The following is a 25,179-nucleotide window of genomic DNA, read 5'->3' as shown; positions in this document are numbered from 1 at the left end:
GTTAATAGTCTCTCTTCAAGTTAACTTTAGTTTGGTTACCGGGTGCAATTACTTCTACGTTTTTACACAATTTGTTTATTAGGTCTAAGCCTCGACCTGATAGGGCATCATCGCCTACGTCTTTTTCTTTATTCATATCGAAGCCGTCGCCGGAATCTATGATTGAGAAGTCGATTTCTCCTGTTTCCGGGGAGAAAGCAAGTTTCATGCTCAATTTTTCACTATCAGGAATATTCGCCAGTCTTTCTTCTTTAAGCTCGATATATTCGGCGAAACCTGCGAAATCATTTTTCAGCTTGGAATCGAGATTTAATATGCCATGGTCAAGGCCGTTACTGATGAGTTCAGCAAAGACAGTAAAGGCTTTTTGACGCAAGTCACCCACCATATCTACACTGCGCATGATGCTGTCGAGACAACCAACAATGTCGGCGCTCGCTATCATGCCACCTTCGATTTCAATCGTTGCGGTGATTTGACCGCTAGTGTGTGCCAATGCTTTTTTGGTGTTGTCGTATAGGTGCTTATCCATCAGCGCTTCTACTTGGAGATCACACAACGATAAATCATCTAAAAGCTCACCGAGTTCATTAAATACGGTAAACTCATTGACTACTCGACTTACCAAGGGCTCTTTACTGTCGTAGCGCGTTAAAATATCGATAAGTCGGTCCATACCGAAGGGGTCGCCGAGTGGATTAGGCTGTTCTATCAAACCGTCACTGAAGAAGAATAGGTTTCTGATTGGACCGGTATCCAGCGTAATGATGCCTGGGTCAAAATTTTCCGGCTCCAAAATGCCCAGCGCCATCGATTTCGATTGATAGTGCTCTAGCGATTTATCTGTTCTTAGTGATAGCACATCGGGCATACCAGCATTGAACAATTGTAAATGCTGTTTATGGAAATTAATTTCAACACCGATGAGTGCTACAAATTTATCGTCGGGCAATTCCAAATACAGTTTTTTGTTAGCCTCATGCACAATGTGCGCTAGTGAAAGCCCTTTGCGGATCATGGCGCGAATGGTTGCTACCAGCGGCAAAATACTGATCGCCGCGGCCAGTCCATGCCCTGTTGCATCGGCAAGAATAACAAAGCGGTTGCCGTTTGGTGCGGTGTCGGAAATAAACACGTCACCGTTAAAGGCACTAGAGGATTGGATGTAAGTACCTACACATTCTTCTTCAGCAATAAGCGAAGCGGCAACATGCTCATATACGTAGCGAGCGAGATGCTCTTCTTGTTCCTGCTGATTTATTAGCTTTTCCAAACGCGTTGTCTTTTGTATCAGTTCGGTTTCCTTATCATATAGGGCTCGACAGCGTTGGATCTTTTGCCATAGCAAATCTACGCTAATCGGCTTGATCAGGAAGTCGTCGGCCCCTTTTTCGAAGGCTTCAGACATTACTATTTGATTATCTTCAGCAGTGATCATCATCACCGGTACTTTGTAAGGGAGTTCGCGAATAAAGGGAACAAAGTTAATGCCGTCACCGTCCGGCAAGTGATTATCAAGCAATATAAAGTCGAAGGGAGATACTTGCAGTTGATCTTTCGCTGCCTGAATATGATCCGCCAAAATGGTGCTGCAGCCTTTGTCTTCCAAAAATACCTCGAGTATTTCGGCAAAAAGGGGATCATCTTCAACAATTAGTACACGCATGAATAGCCTTATGGTTTCAAAATAGTGACGATATAACTAAGAAATTTCGAAGAGCCGATCAAAATTCGCAATTTGCAGAATCTCTTTAGCACTCTCTTTAGCGCCGCGGATCCTCACGGCAACATTTTGGCTTTTCGCTTTCTTTTGAAACAATACCATCATGCCCAAGGCCGAACTGTCTAGGTAACCTACACGGCTAAAGTCCAAGGCAATTTGAGTGACTCCCTTGTCTTCTAGTATCTGTTGGTACTGCTCTGTAAACTCTTTGTGATAACCAAAGTCGAAACGCTCAGGTATCTGTAATGATTTTTCGCTCATGACTGCCTCGTTAATCTTTAAAATAAATCAATGTCGCCGGCATCCATGCTGGTGGCTGAAACGGGATTATGACTACTGGTTTTACGAGCCTTCATTGACTCTAAGTAATCGTGTATTTCTTGGGCTACTTGGTCAATATTGTCAAATGAAAGGCGCTCTATATGGTCTCTGATAAACTCCAAAGACTGCGCTGTAAATTGTAGATTTTGACCGTTGATATCGCCGAATTGTAGGCCCCGTATAGCCTCACCTAATGAGACTTCGAGCTGATGCGCGGTTTCTTCTAAGCCCATTGTAACTTTGGCATCCGACTCTGCTTTTGCGATAATGCTGAGCAGGGCGTCGTTAATTTCTTTCTTTGCGTCAATTACGTAGCTCACGTCATACGACGCCAACTCGCCTACCTCTGTGGTAAGCGTCTCGATTTGTTGGGTCATGTTTTTGAGGCGTGCCTGAATGGCATCGCTGAATTCAGACGAGCGATTTGATAATGAGCGAACCTCGTCTGCAACAACGGCGAAGCCTCTACCGTGCTCGCCCGCGCGGGCTGCCTCAATGGCAGCGTTTAGTGCCAATAAATTAGTTTGGTCAGCAATACTATCGATGTCTTTCAGGGCCTTCATCACCTGCGGAACGCTGTTGTATATTTCTGTTACGCGCTCAAGGAGCTCCATTGACGATGCCGACATCTCAACAGTCGACGATATAAACTTGTCGAGTGTGAGCGATGTGTTGTCGGCAAATGAACGCATTTTTTCACTGTAGAGTTCATCCGAGCCTTCTGGCGTAGAGATATTGCCAAACTCATCGCTGTGTACAGTGGCTTCTGCTCTGATTAGCGTTTGTATAGTATTTGATTGCACCTCAACCAGCGATTGCAGAGTGGTGAAGCTTGTGCTGAGGGTCATGACGGCGTCGTTCTGGGTGCTGAGTATATCCGACAAGTTTGACTCACACTCAACTAGGGTTGGCACGAACTCGTGTTTGAGCGAAGTGAAGTGTTCAAAGGTATCGTAGGGAGACTGTTTTTGGTTGTCCGCGGCTTTTGCGTCATCTTGCTCATGAGTGTTAACTGTAAAAGTGCTTCCAAAATAAAAAATCGCAAGAAAGCCGAAGCTGTTCAATAAAACAGCGAAATAGGGCAGCTCGAGATAAACAAGCACAAAGCTAACTATGCTCGCTATGGCAAGTAATGTTGTAGTTTTTATCGACAAGCTGCTCATGGCTTTCCAACTAATAATTTCATACAAAAAATAAACCTAAAATAGCGGGCGTTAAACGACTATAGACTGCGCTTACCGCCAAGAATTTGACAAAGCCAAGGAGCAATTTCTGCTCTCGAAGCTATGCTCAAAACTTGAACATCTGTTTAGAGGTTATCGTTCTAAATTTAAAAACATTTAGGATTGTTTTAACGTTATTTCAAAGCGTTGAAGAGTGATGTCTCGCGAATCAACTGAAATATTAGATGCAATTGAGTTTATAGATCTTGAGTCTTAATTAAGGTATGAAATTTCATTCAATATTATGAGATTTATATATTTAGGTAATGAATTGAGGTTTTTTTTGAGATTTGCTGCTGAAACTTAATACAGGCGTAGCGCTATTTTTAATCAATGGCGCTACGCTGTATTAATTGCTATACCTTGTTTTTTGCCAGATGAGCCAGCCTATTCTTGCGCTAAAGCTCTTTCAACATGTTCAGCGAAAGGGTCAGCCTTCATAAAGCCAGTGACTCTGGCTTTAGATAGTTCGTAGCCGTTTTTGTCAAAGAATAAAATAGTAGGTAAACCTGTAATATCAAAATATTCTTGGAACTCCAAACCCTCTGGCGTGTTGTCGGTTAGGTCAATTTGCATCCAAACGGTGCTCTCTAGTGCTTTTATCACTTTTGGATCTGGGAAAGTTCTGGCTTCAAACTCTTTACAAGCAACACACCAGTCTGCATATAGATCAACCATCACTGACTTACCTTGCGCCGAGGCAGCGCCAACTTTCCCAAACAGATCCTCTAAATTTTTAACCACCATAAATTCTGGATGGCCCTTAGCATTTAACTTTACACTGCCAGTACTTGCTTCAAGTTTGTCTAACTTGGCTTTTAGCTCAGATGAATCCGCATTGCCATTTACTGCTATGTCGGTGAGGATGGCTTTTAGCTCATTTATCTGAGATTCCAGGTTTTGTACCTGCACTTGTGTTTGTTGAATTTTACCAGAGTTGGATAAGGACAAACTATGCCAGCCCATGTTCGCAGTGCTGCTTAGACCTAAAATAATAGACACCACTAAACCCACTAAAATGACGAGGGTTCGTACGCCCTTTAGAAAGCTTGTTGTGCTGTCGAGGTTAACGACAAACCAGTAACTGAACAGGGCTAACCCTAACGCTACCCAAAGGAGCATGGTCCAGTCGGCGATAATGAAGCGTTCTACGAACAGTATGGCTACCGAGAGCATCATAAAACCAAAACTGGTTTTCACAACATTCATCCATTGGCCAGCTTTTGGTAATAGTTTACCCCCTGTCATGCCAAATAAAATCAGCGGTATGCCCATACCGATGCTCAAGGCATACAGAGCGCTGAAACCAAGTAATAAATCGCCACTTTGTGCAATCACCAATAGTATTGCAGTGAGAGGCGCGGTGGTGCATGGCGAAGCTACTAGACCTGAAATGACACCCATAATAAAGACACCAATGGGATTCCCCGCTTTCTGACTATTACTCACGCCATTAAGTTTTTCTTGCCACTTAGAAGGAAGCTGTATTTCGTAGCCACCGAACATTGCAATGGCAAGGGCCACAAAAAGTACAATGAATACAACAAGAACAATAGGAGATTGCAGAGCTGCTTGGAATTGGACACCAGCCGAAGCAACAACTAATCCTAACAAAGAATAGGTAATGGCCATGCCTTGCACGTACACAAAAGACAAGAAGAAGGCGCGGCCCGTAGTGAGCTTATTTTTACCCGCTCCTACTATAATACTCGATAAAATTGGGTACATGGGAAACACGCAAGGCGTAAAGGCTAAGCCCAAACCGAGCAATACAAACAAGCCGAGGGTAATGAGTAGACTCTCATTTGACAGCAATTTATCGGCCAGTTGGAATTGCTCAGATTGCGGCGCTTCGGAGTCGGATACACTTGCTTCAAGCTCGCCTGCACTGCTGCCTGTAGCGTTAGGATAAGCGTTAAGGTAAATAATTTTGGTGGTAGGAGGGTAGCAAAGGCCAGCGGTGGCACAACCCTGAAAGCGTATTTTAACAACTGAATCTTGCTCTGCTGAATTAATCGGGTATTCCACCTTCATGTCTTCAAAGAAAACGTCTGATTTACCAAAAAATTCATCTTCTATTGGGGTCGACTCTGGGTATATTGCATCTCCCAAATCAGCATTTTTTACCACTGTTTTGAATTGTTTTTTATAGAGGTAATAGCCATCGGCAATCGTCCAGTTAACAGTTAATTTGCCATCGGATTGGCTATGTTCCATTCCAAAGGCTTCTTCAACTTTTAGGAAAGTCGGTTGCTCTGAAAACAGGCTTCTTAAATCAAGATCTTCTCGAGTCTCTACTTTTTTTACTTCATTTAGTGGAATGCTGATGGTTTTAATCGGATAACAAAGACCAGCTTCGGCACAACCTTGATAGCTAAGCTCAACGCTTGCGCCTGCATCGGCAAATGTGATGGGAAAGGACATTTGCATGTCGGTTTTGTACACATCGGAAATACCGAAATATTCGTCTTCTACTTGCACTGATGGCGGAAAACGGCCTTGCTCAAGTACGGCGCCGTCGGCTTCAACTTTGAACTGTTTTTTATACAGATAGTAGCTTGGTGCAATGTCCCATTTTACAATAAGCTCGTTACCTTGCTGTTCAAAGTCCATTTTGAACGCATCTTCTACCTTTAAGAAATCTGGGGTGTCGGCAAATAATGTTTGTGGCGACACGTCGAATTGCGCATTGCAGGCCTGCGGGTATGCAATGAATGCGGCCATTGCAACTAAGATTGACGATCTAAGTGACATTCTGAACTTATCAAAAAACTTCATATATGGGCTAAACCTTTTCTACAATTGTGTGCAAGTATGTATCGAGTATGCTTCGCATGCAACAAGACCCGAGGTAACGGTGTCTTCTTTCGCATACCTGAAACTTTTCTTTATTGTTGTTTATTAATCAAAAACACACAGAGGCTCCCCACCTATCTCAAGTCGCTTCAAGGCCATCCATGGCACGCTCGGCACTCGACATCCTTGTCGAGTGACGCTTGAGCTAGGCGGGAAGCCTCTGCGTGCTTTTGAGTTGAGAGGTGTAATGTTCACAATTCATTGATAAGTTGGAGCTGTACTTTGTGCGTATTGCTCAATAACTCCAAATCCCACAAAGGCTTCCCACCTATCTCAAGTCGCTTCAAGGCCATCCATGGCACGCTCGGCACTCGACATCCTTGTCGAGTGACGCTTGAGCTAGGCGGGAAGCCTCTGCGTGCTTTTGAGTTGAGAGGTGTAAAGTTCACAATTCATTGATAAGTTGGAGCTGTACTTTGTGCGTAATGCTCAATAACTCCAAATCCCACAAAGGCTCCCCACCTATCTCAAGTCGCTTCAAGGCCATCCATGGCACGCTCGGCACTCGACATCCCTGTCGAGTGACGCTTGAGCTAGGCGGGAAGCCTCTGCGTGCTTTTGAGTTGAGAGGTGTATGGTCTTGAATTATGTAGTTTTGGCCATACTTCTTTTGAGGCCTATGTGGCAAAAACGAACGTTAACGGGAGAAGGCATGTTTGGTCGGTTGTTTATCATTTTTGCAGTATTGCCTATTCTCGAAATTATGTTGCTGATCAGTGTCAGCGACAATATTGGCGGCTGGAACACTTTTGCAGTGGTCATCATCACTGCCTTTTTTGGTGCTTACTTCGTTCGCAAAGAGGGTGCTAGTGCACTGCGCAATGTACAAACAAAAATAGCGCAGGGGCAAGTACCGGGTAAAGAGTTGAGTGAAGGCTTGTTGCTCTTGGTTGCTGGTGTGCTGCTTGTTACGCCGGGCTTTATAACCGACATTATTGGTTTGCTGTTTACTATGCCAATCACTCGAGCACCGATAGCGGCTTATATTGTTAAATCCTTAGTCGCTTCAGGCAAGGTGCAGGGAAATTTTTCATTTCATCAGCAAGGTGGTTTTGATCATAGTCAGGGTGAACCTCGTTCTCCGTTTGGGCAGCGAGACAGCCAAAACGGGGATGTTTTTGATGCAGAATACGAAGACAAGACGGCATCTGAAGATGATTCTGAATCAAAAAATCGATTGAATTAAGATTTTTTTTAAAAAGCCCCTTGAGATCCTAGGGCAAAACCCCACTTAACACGCAACAATTGATTTTAAGTACCGAAAAGTTTGGTGCTTAATGCGTTCGCCTCGGTGAATGTTTTTTTAAACACAATAGAAACTAACTATCTATATTGGATTTTCAGGAGATTTGAAAATGGCAATTCGTCCTTTACACGACCGCGTCATCATTAAACGCGAAGAGCAAGAAAGCAAATCAGCAGGTGGTATCGTTCTAACTGGTTCTGCAGCTGAAAAATCAACACGCGGCAAAGTTGTTGCTGTTGGTAACGGCCGCGTTTTAGATAACGGCGACGTTAAAGCACTCGACGTTAAAGTAGGTGATCTTGTTATCTTCAGTGAAGGCTACGGCGTAAAAACTGAAAAATTAGACGGCGAAGAAGTGCTTATCCTTAGCGAAAGTGACATTCTTGCAATCGTAGAGTAATAGTTAATTTAAAGTACCTAACTTGCACTTTTGCCTAAGGTCAAATCAAGGCGAAAGTGACATTCAAGAGTAAAGAGGAAAAGAATCATGGCAGCAAAAGAAGTACGTTTTGGTGATGACGCTCGTAGCAAAATGCTTAACGGCGTAAACATCCTAGCTAACGCAGTAAAAGTAACTTTGGGCCCTAAAGGTCGTAACGTTGTTTTGGAAAAATCATTTGGCTCTCCTACTATCACCAAAGACGGCGTTTCAGTAGCGAAAGAAATCGAATTAGAAGATAAGTTCGAGAACATGGGCGCGCAAATGGTTAAAGAAGTTGCTTCTAAAGCTAACGACGAAGCTGGTGACGGAACAACAACTGCTACAGTACTTGCTCAAGCCATCGTAACTGAAGGTTTGAAATCAGTTGCAGCAGGCATGAACCCAATGGATCTTAAGCGCGGTATCGACAAAGCTGTTACGGCAGCAGTTGAAGAACTTAAAGCGTTATCAACTGACTGTGCTGACAGCAAAGCAATTGCACAGGTAGGTACTATCAGCGCAAATTCTGACACTGTGGTTGGTGAAATCATCGCTGAAGCAATGGAAAAAGTGGGTAAAGAAGGTGTTATCACTGTTGAAGAAGGTCAAGCACTACAGAACGAGCTTGACGTTGTTGAAGGTATGCAATTCGACCGTGGTTACTTATCGCCTTATTTCATGAACAACCAAGAGAACGGAACAGTTGAGCTTGACGCACCTTTCATTCTTCTAGTTGACAAGAAAGTATCTAACATTCGTGAGTTACTGCCTACTTTAGAAGCTGTTGCAAAAGCATCGAAGCCTCTACTTATTATTGCTGAAGATGTTGAAGGTGAAGCGTTAGCAACACTTGTAGTTAACAACATGCGCGGCATTGTAAAAGTGGCTGCGGTTAAAGCGCCTGGTTTTGGTGACCGTCGTAAAGCAATGCTTCAGGACATCGCTATTCTTACCGGTGGTACTGTGATTTCTGAAGAAATCGGCTTAGAACTTGAAAAAGTGCAGCTTGAAGACCTAGGTACAGCGAAACGTGTTGTTATCAATAAAGACAATACAACTATCGTTGATGGTGCTGGTGAGCAAGAAGGTATCGAAGGTCGTTGCGGTCAAATCCGTGCGCAAATCGAAGAGTCTTCTTCAGACTACGACAAAGAGAAGCTTCAAGAGCGTCTAGCTAAGTTAGCTGGCGGTGTTGCGGTAATCAAAGTCGGCGCAGCAACTGAAGTTGAAATGAAAGAGAAGAAAGCTCGCGTTGAAGATGCGTTACACGCAACTCGTGCAGCGGTTGAAGAAGGTGTTGTACCTGGTGGTGGTGTTGCACTTGTTCGCACCGCAGCTAAGTTAGCGGGTATGACTGGCGACAACGAAGATCAGACTCATGGTATTGCATTAGCTCTGCGTGCGATGGAAGCACCGCTTCGTCAAATCTCTTCAAACGCCGGTGCTGAAGCATCAGTAGTAACGAATGCTGTTAAGAACGGCGAAGGTAACTATGGTTACAACGCTGGTAACGACACCTACGGTGACATGCTAGAGATGGGTATTCTTGACCCAACTAAAGTAACTCGAAGTGCACTTCAGTTTGCGGCATCAATCGCAAGCTTGATGATCACCACTGAGGCGATGGTTGCAGACGCACCACAAGACGACTCACCAGCTCCTGCAATGCCTGATATGGGCGGCATGGGTGGTATGGGCGGCATGATGTAATCTGCCCTTTATAATTGCATAGACTTGCATATTAACCCACAAGCCATATGGCTTGTGGGTTTTTTCGTATTAGGGTGTTGCATACAGTTTTATAAAGCTGCATCAAATTGCGGATTTTTTGGGGTTTAATTTGGGGGATCAATAAAATTTAGTTTGCAAAATATACCATTTTTAGATTATGGTACCCCTAATGATACCCCACTTAGAAGTGACAATGCCTCTAAAAGCTACATAAGTTAAGTACCTCTCATGTCCGACTGATAAAAAGCAGATCGAGAAAGCTGATGGAAATGGCTTGTTTATTCTGATTAAGAGTAACGGCTCAAAACTCTGGCGCATGAAATATAAGTTTGCTAAGAAACATCAAGAATTAGCATTGGGTAAGCACCCTAGCGTGAGCTTGGCTGACGCTAGGAAAGCTACAGAGGAAGCTAGAGCATTGCTAATTCATGGCATTAATCCAGCTGAAGTGAAACGCGAACGAAAGCTTGCTTCTGCAAAAGAAAGCACCTTATTCTATGACGTAGCGTTAAAGTGGTGAAAAAAGGAAAAGTCAGGTTGGTCTGATGATTATGTAAAAAAAATCAAAAGATACATTGATGTCGATTTAAAGCCGCTATCAAAAAAAAAGTTGGATGCTATAGATTATGCTCTCATATCCAACATATTGATTTCGGTTGAGTCAAAAGGTTCTCCAAGAAAAGCTTCCCCCATCCTTTCGGTAATTAATCGAATCTTTAACTATGCATTGGCTAATCGACTCACTGGTCATAACCCAGCGATGGGAGTGAAGATTAGGGAGATCCTAAAGCCAATGCCAAAAATAGTTCACAGGTCTGCTATTTTAGATATTGATAGGCTTGCCAATCTGATCAGGGATATTGATGAAAATGATCGGGGTAGCTTTTGCAGCAGTGAAGCTCTCAAGCTGATACCGAGGATATTTTTGTGCCCAGGTGAAGTGCGTATGCTGAGGTGGGAATACGTCAATTTTAAAGAAAAAAGGATACTCCTTCCTGCTGATTTTATGAAAATGGATCGTGAATTTATCGTTCCCCTCTCATCTCAAGTCCTTAAGCAATTGGAAGCATTAAAGATGAGTACAGGTTACTCAGAATTACTATTTCCAAATTCAAAAGATAGCAGCAAACCGATGTCAAAGAACGTATTGACTAATCGTTTGCGCGATTTAGGGTATGAAGCAAACATCATGTCCGCCCACGGCTGTAGATCATCTGCATCAACAACCCTTGTGGAACAACTAGATTGGGATCCAGAAGTAGTCGACGTTCAACTTTCCCACCTAACTGGAACAGCTACTTCCCGTGCATACAATCGTGCTATCCATTTAAACAAACGGACTAAAATGATGCAGGAATGGAGTGACTTTTTAGAAAAACTAAAACATTTGTGAACAAAGCGCTAGCTAAAGATCAAATGTTGGAATAACTACCTAAAATGTTAATATATTCATGTAAAAAAATTTGGTAATTGAAGGAACGTATGGATAGGCTGAAGAATATTTTTAGTAAAAACGTGCAGGCACCTGTACCCTTACAAACTCTTGCTCAAAGTGTATATAAAAAATACAGAGAAGTGTCAAATGACAAAACTGTTGATTTAGCAAAAGTCAAAAAAGCACATTATCTTTTTGGGCAGCTGATCAAATACACGGGGTCACTCGTGGACGAATATGAATTCAGACGCCGATTAATTTCCTCAAGTGCTGACTTGAACAAACAAGATACAATAATTGAGAAAGTTGAGGCCACGTCAAATTGGCTTGAAAAACAAACTTCTATTACTGCCGGTCAAGCTGAAGATATTCTCCATAACCTCTATTTTGGTCTACATTTGCACTCATTCAGCCCAGACGTAAAACAAGTTTTTGAGCAAATAACTGAATATTGTATTCAGGTAGAACAGAATGGTATATTCAGTTCAACTTGAGTATTGCCATTTTAGCCGGCTTAAATAATAAAGTTTTAAGCCGGCATTGCGTGCTTAGTTGACACTACACTGGTAACTTCGGCAACCCTAGCTCCTCTAAAAATTTGTTATGTTTGCTCGTTGCTGAAACGATATCTTTTTCTAAATCACTCAGCTTTTTGTTAACAACCTGCAAATCAACTTTCTCCTCTGGCTTAGCAGTGCTCACATATCTTGAGATATTCAGGTTGAAGTCATTCTTCTCTATTTCTTCCATTGATACACGGCGAGCGTAACGTTCTTCTTCCTTGCGGAATTGATAGGTATCGATAATCTTATCGATATGTTCTGGCAATAGTCGGTTTTGGCGTTTTCCTTTTTCAAAATGCTCTTCATTACTGGCGTTGATAAACAGCACATCATCCGGCTTTTTGCACTTTTTCAAAACAAGAATACATACTGGAATGCCTGTTGAGAAAAACAAGTTAGCTGGCAAGCCAATTACCGTATCAATATTGTTTTTTCTTAAAAGCTTGGTACGGATACGAGCTTCTGCACCACCACGAAATAAAACGCCGTGGGGAAGAATAATGGCCATGGTGCCTTCATCACCTAAAAAGTGAAAACCGTGCAATAAAAAAGCAAAATCTGCCGCTGATTTTGGCGCAAGACCATGGCTCTTGAAGCGGAAGTCTTCGCCTAGCGCTTCTGTTGGCTCCCACCGATAGCTAAATGGCGGATTGGCAACAACGGCGTCACATTGCAATTTTTTAGCTGGGTTCATTTCATTGAGCAAATCCCAGTCATTCAGTAATGAATCACCATGATGAATTGCAAATTCGGAATCTTTAATCCCGTGCAAGAGCATGTTCATGCGCGCAAGGTTATAGGTGGTGATATTCTTTTCTTGTCCATAGATACGGCCAACATTACCACCAGCTTCTTTCAGCTTGTTACGCACATTCAACAAGAGAGAGCCAGAACCGCATGCGAAATCTAATACGTTATTGAGTTTCTTCTTTTTACCTGTTGCAGGTTCTTGACTGTCTAGCGTTACAATCTCAGACAATATGGTCGAGATTTGTTGTGGGGTATAAAACTCACCTGCTTTTTTACCTGAGCCAGCGGCGAATTGGCCTATCAAATACTCATAAGCATCCCCTAGGGTATCGCTATCCGTTGAAAACCCTGATATTCCTTCGGCGATTTTGGTAATGATGGTGCAAAGTTTGGCGTTTCTAAGGCTGTAATTCTTGCCTAGCTTTTCTGAATCCAGATTGATTTCCGAGAACAGTCCCTGAAAGCTGTTTTCAAAGGATTTGTTTTCGATGTATTTAAAACCTTGCTGCAAGGTAAGCAGAAGATCATCATGCTGCGTTCTAGCAAGTTCTGCGATGCTGCTCCACAAATGCGCGGGTTCAATCACATAATGTACTTTGCGGCGCATTTGTTTTTCAAATGCAGGAACGTCTTCTTCGTTCTTCTCGTACCATACACTTAACGGTGCGCGTTTATCATCTTCGTCGAGAGTGGTGTAATCCGAGCCAAGCTCCTTTTTCGCTGCGGCCTCGTAATTGTCTGACAGATAGCGCAAGAACAAGAAGGACAACATATAATCGCGAAAATCATCCGCGTTCATCGCGCCGCGCAAATTGTCGGCAATTCCCCAAAGTGTGCTACCTAGTTTATTTAAATCTTGTTCGGTCATATCTCTCACCTAAAATAAAAATTCGTACTTCCTGATGAGCTTCTCAAAGACTTCATTGAAGTATCGCTCTTCCGCCTCATTCATCAGTTCTGTTTGGTTGTAGTAAACGTTTTTGTGGGAATGAGTATTTATTACGTTTACTACATCATCGACATTATCAACACCAATTTTGCTCAGTGTGTGTCCGGTTCTTCCTGTTCCCAAGAAGGATGCAACGTTCTCTAAAAGCTGTCTTAATAATGCAAAATGGTAGGTATATAGTTGATCTTTCCTAACCTCATCCAAAACTTGCAATAGGTGCAAATGATAAAGAAAAACATTACGTTTTAGAGGCTCAAGCGTTACTTCATCCCCTGACCTTTTCAATATTTGTACTGAGGTAAGATTTTTATAGCGCCCACTTTTTTCGCCTTTAGTCAGCCGATTCACCAAGTTCGAAAACAACCCAATATGGTGTGTAGTAATAATTATCCGCTTTTTCTGGTAATGGCTTTCAATTTGCTGAAATAAAGTGTCAGCAGTAGTGAAAATATTGTGCTCATCAAGGCTAGAAACTGGATCATCAATGAAAATATGAGAGTCCTGCTTATTCGCCCAACCATCGATTTCTAAGAGGGCAAGATAAAAACACCATACAAAAATACGTTCTTCACCACGAGAAATTTTAATCGAAGTGTCTTCTTCACCCTCAATATAAAATGTAACTGAATCAATGCCTTTTTCCAGATCATCATAGGAGTTGAAGCGAAAGCGATATCTAGGGTTATAAAGCGACAATTTTTCCATCATTGCCTGTTCATCTTCGTAAAGAAAGCTATGAAACTGATTCAGACTACTTGGCAATATATTGAGCTTTATATCAGCTCCATCATTTTCCTCGTCATTTTCCCAAACAAATAGGTCTTCGCTGTAGGCATTGTAATAAACACCAGCATGTTGACCCTCGTTGGCGCCTTTAGTCGCATTCTTATACGCAACAGATAACTGTGTTTTACCCGACCCATTAAATGCATAGATGAGAATAATATTCTCATCTATTTCTAGTAGCTGGCTCGCTATTACATCTAAATTCATAGCACGCCACCTACCGCGGGAAAAAGTTTCGCCATTAAACCTTTTTTATGGGCTTTCAACTTTTCAATCTTTTGCGTTTGTGCTTTTATTAGGTCATCAACGGAAGAGAGGAAATCAGCTATTTTTTGTTGTTCCGAAAACGATGGAATTGATAGTTCAAACTCTTTCAACCACGTTGTATTTAAATTATTCTTGGCACCGCCTGCCACCTTCTGATTTACTTGCTTCCAAAAAATATCGGAGTTCATCCAATGTTTAACATAGTAGTTGGAAACACCATTGCGCACTCTCAAAAAACCCAAACTAACAAATATTCCAAATTCTCTATCTTTTTCCAGAATTATTGGATTACCCAAATTTGAACCAACCCTTGTAAATAATATATCTCCAACCTTTGGTTTCGTGCTATCAGGCATACTAGAAAACTTTTCTTCACTTATATATTTGATATTTTCAAAATCGATATATCCATTCGATATATTCTTTGAAGATAAGAAAGGTTTTCCGAAACTTACATATTCTGGTTTATGAGTTAAACCAATCATCACTTTACCCAACTCAGAAAAACTAACAGTTTTTAAGTCATCATTAAACTGAGGAAAGCGAAGTGCGGGAACGGTTTCACCCTCGTCGGGAAAGAGATTTTGCATTAAGCCCTTTTTATAGGATTGAAGCGCTTCGTGCTTTTGAATATGGGCTTCGATTAGCTCATCGAGAGAAGACAAACAATCGGAGATTCTTTCTTGTTCTTCTTGAACTGGGGGGGTTGGAATTGGCATGGCAATAAAATCACTCTTGGATATCGCCATTCTGTCATGCCTTGCTCCAGTACTAGAAACCTGCCGCATATAGTGGTGCCAACCAGTTGTTTTGAAAAAATGCGCATAGTAGTCAACATTCTCGAAATTGAACCGAAAAACAGTGTAGAGAGGCGACATAACCCCTGTTGCAATATTATTTTTTGATATCGGCCCTACAGGCGCCATCGAAGATATTCTTGGGTTGTAAACAAAGTCGCCTTTTTTGACAATAAAGTAACCCTCCAGATTTCCTTGAACAGCTATATCCTTATCAAAATAGTCACGTTGATCGACGATGCCATGCTCGGCTGAATTTGTAAGAACCCTAACGATATTGCCATCACGGTTCTTTTCTGTGCAGCTTGTTGCTAGCTTTTTAAGGGGGGATAGCTTCCATTCTCCTGAATCCCGAAATTCAGGGAAACGCAGCTCTGGAACTAATCCTTTTTTCATTTTCTTACTCATACGCTGCCAACCCTGAAATCTCACGCCCTTGTGCGAGTTTATTGAGTAATGGCACTAATTCTTCCATTAACGCCAACTCTGCCTGTGTACGCGCTTTCCAGCCCAAATCTAATGGTTCCAGTAATTCGCTGAGTTTTTCACCATCGAATATCATTCGATCCAGAATGTTATCTATGAACGTTTGCAAAGCTTCATGCGCAATATTGTGCCTACCTGCAATGGTGGCGAGTTCTTGGGCGGATTTTTCGGATTTGAACTTTTGATACCCTTCGCGAATAGCTTTTTCATTCAAGCTTTGGTCGGTCGGAAGGCTGTTGATGTAGTCGACAATATCGTCACGTTCATCCATCAGGTTCGCGCTAGAGCTAATCAAGTCGATCAGTTGTTGGCGACTCATTTTGTGCTTGCTTGGTTTATCGTCATCCGTAGATTTAGCGATTAAGCCCATGATGTAGTCATAATCAATCACGGCAGAAGCAAACAGCACTAATTCAAATTCTAACTGTTGCACTGGGTCATCAGGGTCATCACTACCTTTTGCTTGTTGAGCCTTGAGGCGTTGCGCGGTATCTAAATATGCTCCTCTTAATGACCTCAAACTCTCTTCAGGAATTAATGAATTTATAGTTGCGCGCTGCTCATCATTTAGGTCAGTATACTGGTCTAATTGAGTTTTAAGCCTTTGAACTTCTTTAAATTTATTCATAAATTCTATGCGTGCTGCATCACCTTTTAAATTGTAGACCTCCTTCGGTTCACAAATAGTATTTACGTCACCTTGATCCTTTTGTTGCGACATAAAATCCGTCATTAAACTAACCGCTTCTTTGTACTTGTCAATTACTTGAGGAGCGGGATCCACTAACCATATCTCTTTAGAACGCGTTCTATCTTCTCCTGAGAAACGACCTATTGCAGTATTCACGGCATCTTCCTGATAGCGAAAATCCAAGATATTGCCGTACGGCTTGGTATCGTTTAGGACGCGGTTAGTGCGAGAGAAGGCTTGTATCAAGCCGTGATATTTCAGATTTTTATCTACATACAGTGTGTTGAGGTATTTAGAATCAAAACCCGTTAACAACATATCGACCACAATAACAATATCGATTTTGTTTTTATGTGGGTAGTCTTTGTTGGTGTACTTTTGATCTTTAATGCGTTGTTGTACATCCTGATAATATAGATCGAATTCACTTATAGTGTGGTTTGTACCATATTGCTTGTTGTAATCAGTAATAACGGTTTTTAGCGCTGCCTTTTTCTCATCAGGCGCTTGCTGGTTGTCTTCCTTTTCTTGCGGCAAATCTTCCTGTATCTGCTGTACATCTTTATTACCCTCCGCAGGAGGCGAGAATACGCAGGCGATATTCAAAGGTGTATAGCTATCATCTTCTGCCAGTTTTTCCGCCTGAGCCTGTTTGAATAGCTGATAATATTCAATTGCGTTGTTGATAGAGGCTGTAGCCAATATAGCGTTAAATCGCCTTTGGTTAGTGGCAGAATCATGTTTTTTAAGTATTTCGCCAACAACGGCTTCAGGCGATGGTAGCTTTGGTTTTGACTTTTTCTTTTTATCGCTCGTATCGTCTTTCGGCTTCTCACCGAAATAGTCGATATGGAAGCGCAGTACGTTGCGATCGTCAATGGCGTTAGTGATGGTATAGGCGTGTAACTGCTTTTGGAAAATATCTACGGTGGTTTTGTATGAACCTATTGTCCCGTCAATTTTCTTGTAAGTGGCGTTATCTTCAAAGATTGGCGTGCCCGTGAAGCCGAACAATTGCGCTTTAGGAAAGAAAGCTTTAATGGCCTGATGGTTATCGCCGAACTGAGAACGGTGACATTCATCAAAAATAAAGACAATTCTTTGATTACGAAGCGGTTCAAGGCGCTCTTTGTAAGTCTGTTTGCCTTTCTGTTTGTGTTGTTGGTTACGCTTGCTGTTTTCGTCTAGCGCTAGGCCAAGCTTTTGTATGGTGGTAACGATGACTTTATCGGCGTAATCGTCCGACAACATTCGTCGAACCAAGGCTTCGGTATTAGTGTTTTCTTCTACACAGCCTTCTTGAAACTTATTGAATTCCTGACGAGTTTGACGATCAAGGTCTTTACGATCTACCACAAACAGGCATTTATCAATGTCAGGGTTGTCTTTCAATAAAGTGGAAGCCTTGAAAGATGTGAGCGTTTTACCGCTTCCTGTTGTGTGCCAGATATAACCATTGCCGCGATTTTGATGAATACAATCAACAATCGCCTTTACCGCATAGATTTGGTACGGGCGCATAATCATGAGCTTCTGCTCGCTGGCTACCAGTACCATATAACGGCTGATCATTTGTCCTAAGGTACATTTTGTTAAAAAGTTATCGGCAAAATCGTCGAGATGGGTGATTTTGGTATTATCTTCTTTGGCTAGCTGATAAATGGGCAAAAAACGCTCATCGGCATTAAAGCTAAAATGCTGATTGTGGTTGTTAGCAAAATAGAGAGTGTTATCGCGGTTGCTGACAATGAAGAGCTGCATAAAACAGAGCAACGTATTGACGTAACCATTACCTACGTCATTCTTATATTCGACAATTTGCTCCATCGCACGGCGTGGTGTGAGGCCAAGCGTTTTCAGTTCTATCTGAACCACAGGAACGCCGTTTATCAATAGAATAACGTCGTAACGATGGTGGCTGTTGTCGGTATTAATCCGTAATTGATTGATGACTTCAAATTCGTTTTTGCACCAGTCTTTGATATTAACTAAAGTGTATTGCAATGGGGTGCCATCTTCACGTTGGAAGGTATTACGCTCACGTAAAGTTTTAGCTGCGGCAAAGACATCTGAATTGACGATTTCATCGCGCAGGCGAGCAAATTCAGAATCGGTCAGCTTTACGTGGTTAAGGGCTTCAAATTTTTCGCGAAAATTCTGTTCAAGACTGGCCTTGTCGCGTATATCTTCGCGATAGGTATATTTAAGGTCTGTGAGCTTCGCTATCAAAGAATTTTCTATTTGTTGTTCTTTAGTCATGCATCCATACCTTTATTCTTTTTATCTTCAATCCACTGGAGGATATCTCCTCGCCGAAAGCGCCAACTTCCGCCGACTTTAAACCCAGGAAGTTTGCCTTCGCTCGCCAATCTGTATGCTGTTTTATCATTTAATTTAAGATAAGTTGCAACTTCTTGAATTGTCATAATTTCATCATTCATAGGATATTCTCACACTGTGAATAAAAACAAGGTATGAGAAAATTGCGGAACTAGCAAGCGAAAGCTCTAACTTAATTAACTCTGTGAAAAGGTAGTAATGTATTAAAAAATTTCTAACTCTGTCTTAGCTATTACCTTTTCCTTACTTTCGCTAAGCTCATTAGCTTGCCGTTGCTCTAAATATTCAATCGCAAGCTTGGGTCTACTATCCCGTGACATCTGTGCTGCTAATGCTTCACGCAGTCCGATCTCAACAGGCGCATGCTCAAAGTCTGATGGAATTAAATCCTTTAACTCCTCAGCGTTAGCAAAAATGTGCGCTTTGTCTTTGTGACGTGAGCAAGCGACATAGCTGTGAGCACGATCCATGTATTTAGTGTAATAGATGAATACGTCACCATCGATAGTTAAACCTTGTGAGCTATAAACAGTTTGGGCATAAGCTTGGGTTAAATAGGTACGGCCATCATCATTACAGTAGTCTGAAAGCATGAATTGAGTTTGTCTTCCTGTGTCCATGTTAATTCTTATCCAAACGTCACCATCATCCATCTGCTGCACCTTAGTTACCGTTCCAAAATCTCCATTAGTGTAATTGCGTTTGTAGTCATTTTTGGTGAACCTGATGCGCTCACCAACTGACACTTGAAATTCTATCTCACGATCGCTTACAACGCCTTTTACTTCGATATTTTCGTGCCCAACAACTCCTTCATTTTGTAATTCGTGCCGCATACTTCTATTCAATTGAAGAACATCATTCCAGCTTTGCGCGATCACCATCGATTTTTTATCGGGGTTATGCATTCGGTAAGTTTGCCAAGCAGAAATTAAGCTCTGTTTAGTCGAATCTTCATCATTTGAAAAGTTGAGTTGAAGTCGTTTAGCGTATTGAGTGAGAGCTTGGCTAGCATACCCATCTCGAAAGTCAGCCACGGCTTGCCGATCCCAGCTATTCGTTTGTCGTCGTATTGTCTCAACACGGGTGGTACCGACTATTTCTGGTTGCGATAAGTAGCGTAAAACCCCACCGTGCTCTATAGCATCTAGCTGTTTATCCTCGCCGACCAGTACTACCTTAAAGCCAATCTCAGCGGCATGAGATAAGATTTTCTCTAAGTACTTAGTTCCCACCTGTCCTGCTTCATCTACTATAAGCACATCACCTTTGTTGAGAGGTTTTGTTTTGGAATCTAAAGCATGCAGTAGACGAGCAATTGTATGGGTTTGAATTTTTGCTTCGCTTTGTAAATTATTTGCGGCAGCACGGGCAATGGTTGCTCCCATGACATTACTTCCCGTACTTTTGTACGCCTTGGCTACACATCGCATTGACACTGATTTTCCTGCTCCAGCTGAGCCTTGGATTATCGAAAGTTGGCTATTGCTACAGGCTGCAAACACAGATTCCAGCTGTTCTGCTGATAATTCAATCGACATATTAGAAATTGCGAAATCAATAGCTGCCGGCGGCATATCATTGAAACTATTCGAACAAAGCTCAATAGCCAATCTCTTCATTGAACGTTCAGTTTCAATTACTTCTATCGTGGTATACAACGCATTGTTTTTCCAATCTCTACATAAAAATATAGAGTGATCCGTCTCCAATACTCGGCTAGCAACTGCTACTGCACAATGCGCAGACCCTCTATTTTCTATAGCAAGCTTTGACGCCAATTCGTATGCGTCCTGCGCACGAAAAGTAGACATGCGTTCTGTCAAAAGATCCTTTACAGTCTCTTCGTCTAAGATGGGGATATCTATCTCGTTTGGTGAAAAGTCATGTTCAGCTGAGTAAATACGATTAAGAGCATTTTCGTCGAACCCCATTTCGTCCATTTCGAGGGCCCAACTCGAAAACAATGAAGACCTGTCGATCACAGATTTTCGCTCACGGGTATTGAGCGCAATAATATCTGCTGATTTAGATCTGCAATTGGACTTAGAGTGTTTCGCCAACTCAGTTTTGATCAGCTCGGAGCGCTTTGAAAGTTGCTTACATTTGGCTTCTGGTACACCAACGACGTAAAACGCTTCTTTGTCTTTTGCGATCTGATAACCTAAGGCTCTTATACTTTCAGCCAATGAGGCTCTGTAAACCGAGCTAGCTGCTTTTTGCCACAACATAATGCTGCGGGATTCGATTGTTCCCCAAGTTCCGTCGGCTCTTGGTGCTGTGTTTGCTATGACCATATGCGTGTGGAGATGTGGATCTTGAGCACGACTTGTGGAATGCTCAAAAAGCCCGGCTACTAAACCTTCAACAGCCTCAAATTTACTACCTGCCGAACCTCTTCTAGTAAATGCGGCATTGTCTTCAATTAACCTCAATGCTGTTAGAACAGCTTTCTTTTGAGCTTCTTGCAACATGACTCTAGTTCGTTCGTCAGCACGTGCCCACAGCACTGAGACACTTTTAGGGGCATTAAAAGTCAGATCCCAACCGGGGCGATGATTTGCTCCAGGTGCCTGACAAAGTGCCGTTTTTTTATCAGGTGAATAGCCCTGCATAACATTCGCAAAATCTTTATCTTCAATAATACCTTGGAGTTTGAGTTCCGTCGCACCAATACCAGCCCATATTCCCGGGGGTTCTCCGCCTTTAACGTAGTAGTCCTCAGTTGCCAGATCTTGGTAGTAGCCAATGTTTTTTATTCCTGCAATCGTCATCATGACTCATCTCTCCCTCGTCTAAAGCGATTTTTTGATTGCGGTTTGGCAATCGGAGCTTCTTTAGAAAAATCGAGGCTATTCTCGGCAGGGATAAACGATTCTGCGATCTTACGACGCTTTAGAATTGGCCAATCCAGTCTGTACACGGCTTCAAACCCGTTAATCAGCAAGTATCCTGACACTTTCTGGTTAGAGCGAGGTAAATGCACAATTTCTTCTGAACTAACAACTGGCATGTCAGTTTGTTGAAAGCTATGTGACTCCTTTCCTGAGCTATCAAATGACTTAACGCGATACTCAACTTTCTTAGTACCCATTGTTTCAGTTGCGACTTTCGTAGAGTCACCAATTGGGCCTGTTCTTAGTGTAAAGACGCTACTAAAAAGGCTTGATATTGTTTCCGCATCATCTATTCCATAAAGTGATCGAAGTTGAGAAATCGCTTGGGTCCCGGCAATTGTTCTCACTCCCTTTGATCTTCCAAGGCTCAGTAGCTTCTTGAGGGACTCTGTTTTTGGCATATTGCCTAGTTCATCGAGAACAAACCAAAACCTTTCAGTGGTAGAGTCGGGCGATGCTATTATCTTGTTAGTGAGTAAAGACAACAATGCTGCACAAATAGCTGAACTCATTTCATAAGACATTGGGTTTCCAGCCACTATCAACCGCTTCGAATGTTTCACATTTTGCCAATCTTCCAAGCTGAACCCATTGGTACAAGACTTCCAGTGAAACGCAAGGGCAGGAAGCCAACTTAATTGAATAGCTAAAGTGGTTAGAATGGACAGCGTGGTCTTGCTATCTGGCTCGACAAGATTTGCACCTTCTTTGTAATGCATTTTAAAACGCTCATGAAGTGAATGTGCGTCGCTGAATACAAGATTACTCAGGTCGTGCCAGTTCCACCTTTTTTCCTCCTTCATTAAACTGATTAGTACGCCAGTTAGCACCACTTGTGCGGCATCCGTCCAAAACCTGTCTTGTGTTGCGCCTTGAATCATAACGCTTGCAACCGCTTTCGCAGATGCTTCATCAGTTACATCTTTCGAAATATCCCAATAAGAGCTGCGTTTGTCGCCAGGACTAATGAGTACTTCATTTCCTGTGAAAAATTGCTCTGTATATTCAAGTTTTTCATCGTATATAAATAACGAATCATTGCGCTTTAGCAGTTGCTCTAGCATGAACTTGATAATCGTTGATTTTCCGGCGCCTTGCTGTCCGAATATGAATATATTCCCCAGCTCCCTGAGTGCTGATATGGTTATTTTAGGGTGTAACCTTATACCACTCATTCCTGCTTCTTTTTTTCGCCATTTCTTAGCATGTGCAAATGCCTTCCGTCCTCTCAACACAAGAGGACCGGCTATGTGGCGGTATTGAGGTAGCGGTTTATAACTTTTAACAACGAAGATGCTTATGAACAAGCTGAACGCCAAAGCCATAATTGGAATATAAAATGTAACTTTGGTTATCGTCGAAAACGAAAAAGCAAACTTGTCGCAATTTGAATAAAAAGCAAGACACGTTGCATGATCAAATGAATAGCTCAGAAGCTCTGCTACTTGAGCCTCATTATCAAAGCCAAAAATCATTATTGGAACGGCAGCGCTACTAATTAAAAGCGACAAACCAAGAGTCACGCTTGAGAAGCGCGACCAGTCCACAGGTCGCATATCATTCATTTGCCATTACCTCGCTGCACACGATTTCTATTTACTGACTTTGCAGCATCTCGCTTCTCATCTTCGCTCAGGTTTGCGACAGCGCAACAAATATCAAACACCTTTTGCGACAATCGCTTTTCTAGTTGCGATAATTGCGCTGACAACTCAATCTGTTTAGTCGACAGGCGAATACGCTCTCGTGCAATATCACTAAGTGTTGTGCCAGCATTTTCTGCCGCAACCTTGAGATCTCTGTGCTCACTGAGGCCTAGTCTAATGCTTACCTGAGCAGTTCTCTCTTGCTTTCCATTACAAGCCATTATTTGTTTCCTCTGTTTTCAGCGAAACCGCTTTATTTTTAAGGTTTGCAAGATGCTCTTTAAGCGACTTGGTTTCGATATCGCTTTCGCCTTGCACTCCCGCAAAATCTGGGCCGAAGTCGAATTCAAGTTGCACGGTTAATACACCGGAGGTGCGTGGCGTGTAAATATCTTTTGTTGATCTAGACATCACTTCTCTCCTCAATCCATGCGTTGATGCTAGATAGCTTCCATGCGACCGTATTTGCACCTAGCACAATAGGATCAGGGAACTGCCTATTCTGCCTCCATCTCCATAACGTGCTCTTGTTTATACTGAGGTACTGGCTGACCTCTTTCGCTCTCAATAATTTTTCATTACTATTTTCCATTCTGCTAATCTCCGTTTTTGAGTGAGCGTCAATTTCAGCATTGGTGAGAAATGAAAAATATTGAGAAGAGCGAAGATAACTCTGTTGAATTTTTGCAAAGGCAATAAAGTAAGTGACCGAATCGTCAAATATAGGATTAATAAAATCGTTCCAAACTGACTTGAATGCGTTCATGGATGCTGCTAATTCCCGAGGGTTGTCTGTTTCAGCTAAGCCCAATAAGAATTTTTTATATATTGGAGAGTTGTTGAAAAAATATGAGCTAGAAAGACTTTTTCCACAAAATGAATTGACTGCAAATGATGTAGTTACGTTTAAAGATTTGTTAGAAAGGTGCGTTAGTATAAGTGGAACGTGTTCGTTTCTTCAGCAGCAAATTGACTATCTGAAAAAAACAAATTCAGTAGCTTCGGAAGAAACAAGATCATTTTTAAATAGTTTGATAACACTTCGAGATTGTTTTCAGTTAGTAAAAACCGCAATCAATAGTAAGCATTTAAAACGTTACGCAGAAGAACCGCTATTTTTTTGCGCTCTTTGTTGGAAAAGAGTCCGCGTTTCTGTTGAAACAGAGCATTTAGGCAGAAGAGATTCAACTTTTTATTGCCCAGACCATCTCCCTAAAAGAAGTGAACATTTATACAGAAAAGATAAAACAGCGCTGATCAGCGCAATGAAAACAACCGACAGTCGGTTTTTAGAAGAACTCCACTACTATGAAAAGCTGTCATTTAAAACATCATTTTCATTAGCACCAACATTTTATAAATGGCTGGGCAGCTTTTCGCCTAAACCATCAGCAATTTTTTCATCTATTCAAAGCATCGACAATCAGAGTCAGAATTGGCAATCTATTGCTAATCGAATAACTGAGCTTTCCCTGAAAATATACCCAAATGCCTACGAAAAGATTAATCAGGTTGATTCACATCAATACAGTTCAATTGACTCATGGCTAATCGACGGTATCGTAAGCGCACTTGATAAAAGTCGAGACAAAAATGAGGTTAACTTTTGGAACCATGAAGAAGCCAATCGCATCAAATTATCTTCATTTTTAATGGCACCAAACACACCAATTCAAAACTCGTTTGAGAACGAGCACCTAAATGAATACTTAATGTTAACTTGCGGCATCTTATCGCGCTATGAAGCTTATCAGATTGTAAAAATGACTCCCCAGCCAAGAGGCGGTGGAAATATAAAAGACGAAACACTGAGGTCAAAAATAAAATCGTTAAGAGATCACAACATTGCAACTACTGGTAAACCAAACGTAGAATCGATAGCAGAAGAAATGAATTTAAGTCCGGCTAGAGTGTACGCGATACTAAAAGAATAAAATGGTACAGATGGACTTAGGTGTATTGCTAATATTTTAAGTTAATAAAAAGTAAATTATCGACATAATCTACTTAATCCGTTATATTTTGGAAAATAATTTGGAGGATGTTTATGT

Annotated in this window: 21 protein-coding genes and 1 pseudogene; 8 read left to right on the top strand and 14 right to left on the bottom strand. The window is 41.9% G+C overall.

The annotated features are described in order from the left end of the window. Position 1 precedes the first annotated feature (1 nt). The 4 genes from ISG33_RS13030 to ISG33_RS13015 form a co-directional block, all read right to left on the bottom strand. Positions 2-1,666, bottom strand: coding sequence for a SpoIIE family protein phosphatase (locus tag ISG33_RS13030; protein ID WP_195734048.1), 1,665 nt, complete (start codon positions 1,664-1,666; stop codon positions 2-4). A gap of 36 nt (positions 1,667-1,702) precedes the next feature. After that, a complete protein-coding gene (locus ISG33_RS13025) occupies positions 1,703-1,984 on the bottom strand; it encodes an STAS domain-containing protein (protein ID WP_195734047.1) in 282 nt (93 codons plus the stop codon). A gap of 17 nt (positions 1,985-2,001) precedes the next feature. Then, entirely contained in the window at positions 2,002-2,658 is a 657-nt protein-coding gene (locus ISG33_RS17315; RefSeq protein WP_370545336.1) for a methyl-accepting chemotaxis protein, read from the bottom strand. Between the two features lie 996 nt (positions 2,659-3,654). Then, positions 3,655-6,045: a protein-disulfide reductase DsbD gene (locus ISG33_RS13015; RefSeq protein ID WP_195734045.1), complete on the bottom strand. Its 2,391-nt coding sequence runs from the start codon at positions 6,043-6,045 to the stop codon at positions 3,655-3,657. Positions 6,046-6,775: 730 nt separating this feature from the next. On the opposite strand from ISG33_RS13015, the gene ISG33_RS13010 reads away from it, so the two are divergent. The 7 genes and pseudogenes from ISG33_RS13010 (at position 6,776) to ISG33_RS12990 (ending at position 11,450) form a co-directional block, all read left to right on the top strand. Further along, entirely contained in the window at positions 6,776-7,309 is a 534-nt protein-coding gene (locus tag ISG33_RS13010; protein WP_195734044.1) for an FxsA family protein, read from the top strand. A gap of 169 nt (positions 7,310-7,478) precedes the next feature. Continuing rightward, complete coding sequence (locus ISG33_RS13005; protein WP_195734043.1) at positions 7,479-7,769, top strand: co-chaperone GroES; 291 nt, start codon at positions 7,479-7,481, stop codon at positions 7,767-7,769. 87 nt (positions 7,770-7,856) lie between these two features. After that, positions 7,857-9,500, top strand: coding sequence for a chaperonin GroEL (gene groL / locus ISG33_RS13000; protein WP_195734042.1), 1,644 nt, complete (start codon positions 7,857-7,859; stop codon positions 9,498-9,500). Between the two features lie 271 nt (positions 9,501-9,771). Further along, on the top strand, positions 9,772-10,041 hold the full coding sequence (locus tag ISG33_RS17120) for an Arm DNA-binding domain-containing protein (protein WP_255528923.1): 270 nt from the start codon (positions 9,772-9,774) through the stop codon (positions 10,039-10,041). Between the two features lie 15 nt (positions 10,042-10,056). Continuing rightward, positions 10,057-10,275, top strand: a pseudogene (locus ISG33_RS17360) (phage integrase central domain-containing protein); the annotation flags it as partial. Positions 10,276-10,314: 39 nt separating this feature from the next. Then, complete coding sequence (locus ISG33_RS17115; protein ID WP_229333590.1) at positions 10,315-10,914, top strand: tyrosine-type recombinase/integrase; 600 nt, start codon at positions 10,315-10,317, stop codon at positions 10,912-10,914. 89 nt (positions 10,915-11,003) lie between these two features. Next, positions 11,004-11,450, top strand: coding sequence for a hypothetical protein (locus ISG33_RS12990; protein ID WP_195734041.1), 447 nt, complete (start codon positions 11,004-11,006; stop codon positions 11,448-11,450). Positions 11,451-11,514: 64 nt separating this feature from the next. Here the strand turns inward: ISG33_RS12990 and ISG33_RS12985 are convergent, their stop codons facing one another. The 10 genes from ISG33_RS12985 to ISG33_RS12940 form a co-directional block, all read right to left on the bottom strand. Beyond that, on the bottom strand, positions 11,515-13,137 hold the full coding sequence (locus ISG33_RS12985) for a type I restriction-modification system subunit M (protein WP_195734040.1): 1,623 nt from the start codon (positions 13,135-13,137) through the stop codon (positions 11,515-11,517). A 9-nt stretch (positions 13,138-13,146) separates the two neighbouring features. Further along, a complete protein-coding gene (locus ISG33_RS12980; RefSeq protein ID WP_195734039.1) occupies positions 13,147-14,211 on the bottom strand; it encodes an AAA family ATPase in 1,065 nt (354 codons plus the stop codon). Then, positions 14,208-15,476, bottom strand: coding sequence for a restriction endonuclease subunit S (locus tag ISG33_RS12975; protein WP_195734038.1), 1,269 nt, complete (start codon positions 15,474-15,476; stop codon positions 14,208-14,210). Before ISG33_RS12975 ends, ISG33_RS12980 begins: the two co-directional genes overlap by 4 nt. Further along, on the bottom strand, positions 15,469-18,504 hold the full coding sequence (locus ISG33_RS12970) for a type I restriction endonuclease subunit R (protein WP_195734037.1): 3,036 nt from the start codon (positions 18,502-18,504) through the stop codon (positions 15,469-15,471). The genes ISG33_RS12975 and ISG33_RS12970 overlap by 8 nt, the downstream gene beginning before the upstream one ends. Beyond that, positions 18,501-18,686 (bottom strand): helix-turn-helix domain-containing protein, encoded by a 186-nt coding sequence (locus tag ISG33_RS12965; RefSeq protein WP_195734036.1) that lies wholly within the window; start codon positions 18,684-18,686, stop codon positions 18,501-18,503. Before ISG33_RS12965 ends, ISG33_RS12970 begins: the two co-directional genes overlap by 4 nt. Before the next feature lie 102 nt (positions 18,687-18,788). Beyond that, the gene (gene mobF / locus ISG33_RS12960) at positions 18,789-21,362 is read right to left on the bottom strand and encodes a MobF family relaxase (RefSeq protein ID WP_195734035.1); all 2,574 of its coding nucleotides are present in this window, start codon (positions 21,360-21,362) and stop codon (positions 18,789-18,791) included. Then, positions 21,359-23,047: a type IV secretion system DNA-binding domain-containing protein gene (locus tag ISG33_RS12955; protein ID WP_195734034.1), complete on the bottom strand. Its 1,689-nt coding sequence runs from the start codon at positions 23,045-23,047 to the stop codon at positions 21,359-21,361. The genes mobF and ISG33_RS12955 overlap by 4 nt, the downstream gene beginning before the upstream one ends. Further along, positions 23,044-23,349 carry a hypothetical protein gene (locus tag ISG33_RS12950; RefSeq protein WP_195734033.1) on the bottom strand — a complete coding sequence of 102 codons (306 nt, stop codon included), beginning with the start codon at positions 23,347-23,349 and terminating at the stop codon, positions 23,044-23,046. The genes ISG33_RS12955 and ISG33_RS12950 overlap by 4 nt, the downstream gene beginning before the upstream one ends. Further along, entirely contained in the window at positions 23,339-23,539 is a 201-nt protein-coding gene (locus tag ISG33_RS12945) for a hypothetical protein (RefSeq protein ID WP_195734032.1), read from the bottom strand. The genes ISG33_RS12950 and ISG33_RS12945 overlap by 11 nt, the downstream gene beginning before the upstream one ends. Continuing rightward, a complete protein-coding gene (locus ISG33_RS12940; protein WP_195734031.1) occupies positions 23,532-23,894 on the bottom strand; it encodes a helix-turn-helix transcriptional regulator in 363 nt (120 codons plus the stop codon). Before ISG33_RS12940 ends, ISG33_RS12945 begins: the two co-directional genes overlap by 8 nt. On the opposite strand from ISG33_RS12940, the gene ISG33_RS12935 reads away from it, so the two are divergent. Then, entirely contained in the window at positions 23,893-25,062 is a 1,170-nt protein-coding gene (locus ISG33_RS12935; RefSeq protein ID WP_195734030.1) for a hypothetical protein, read from the top strand. The genes ISG33_RS12940 and ISG33_RS12935 overlap by 2 nt on opposite strands. Positions 25,063-25,179 lie beyond the last annotated feature (117 nt).

This window comes from Marinibium conchae, from assembly GCF_015595035.1.
GTDB lineage: Bacteria > Pseudomonadota > Gammaproteobacteria > Enterobacterales > Alteromonadaceae > Glaciecola.
The sequence above is the reverse complement of the archived record's forward strand: the minus strand, read 5'-3'. Positions and strand labels throughout refer to the sequence as shown.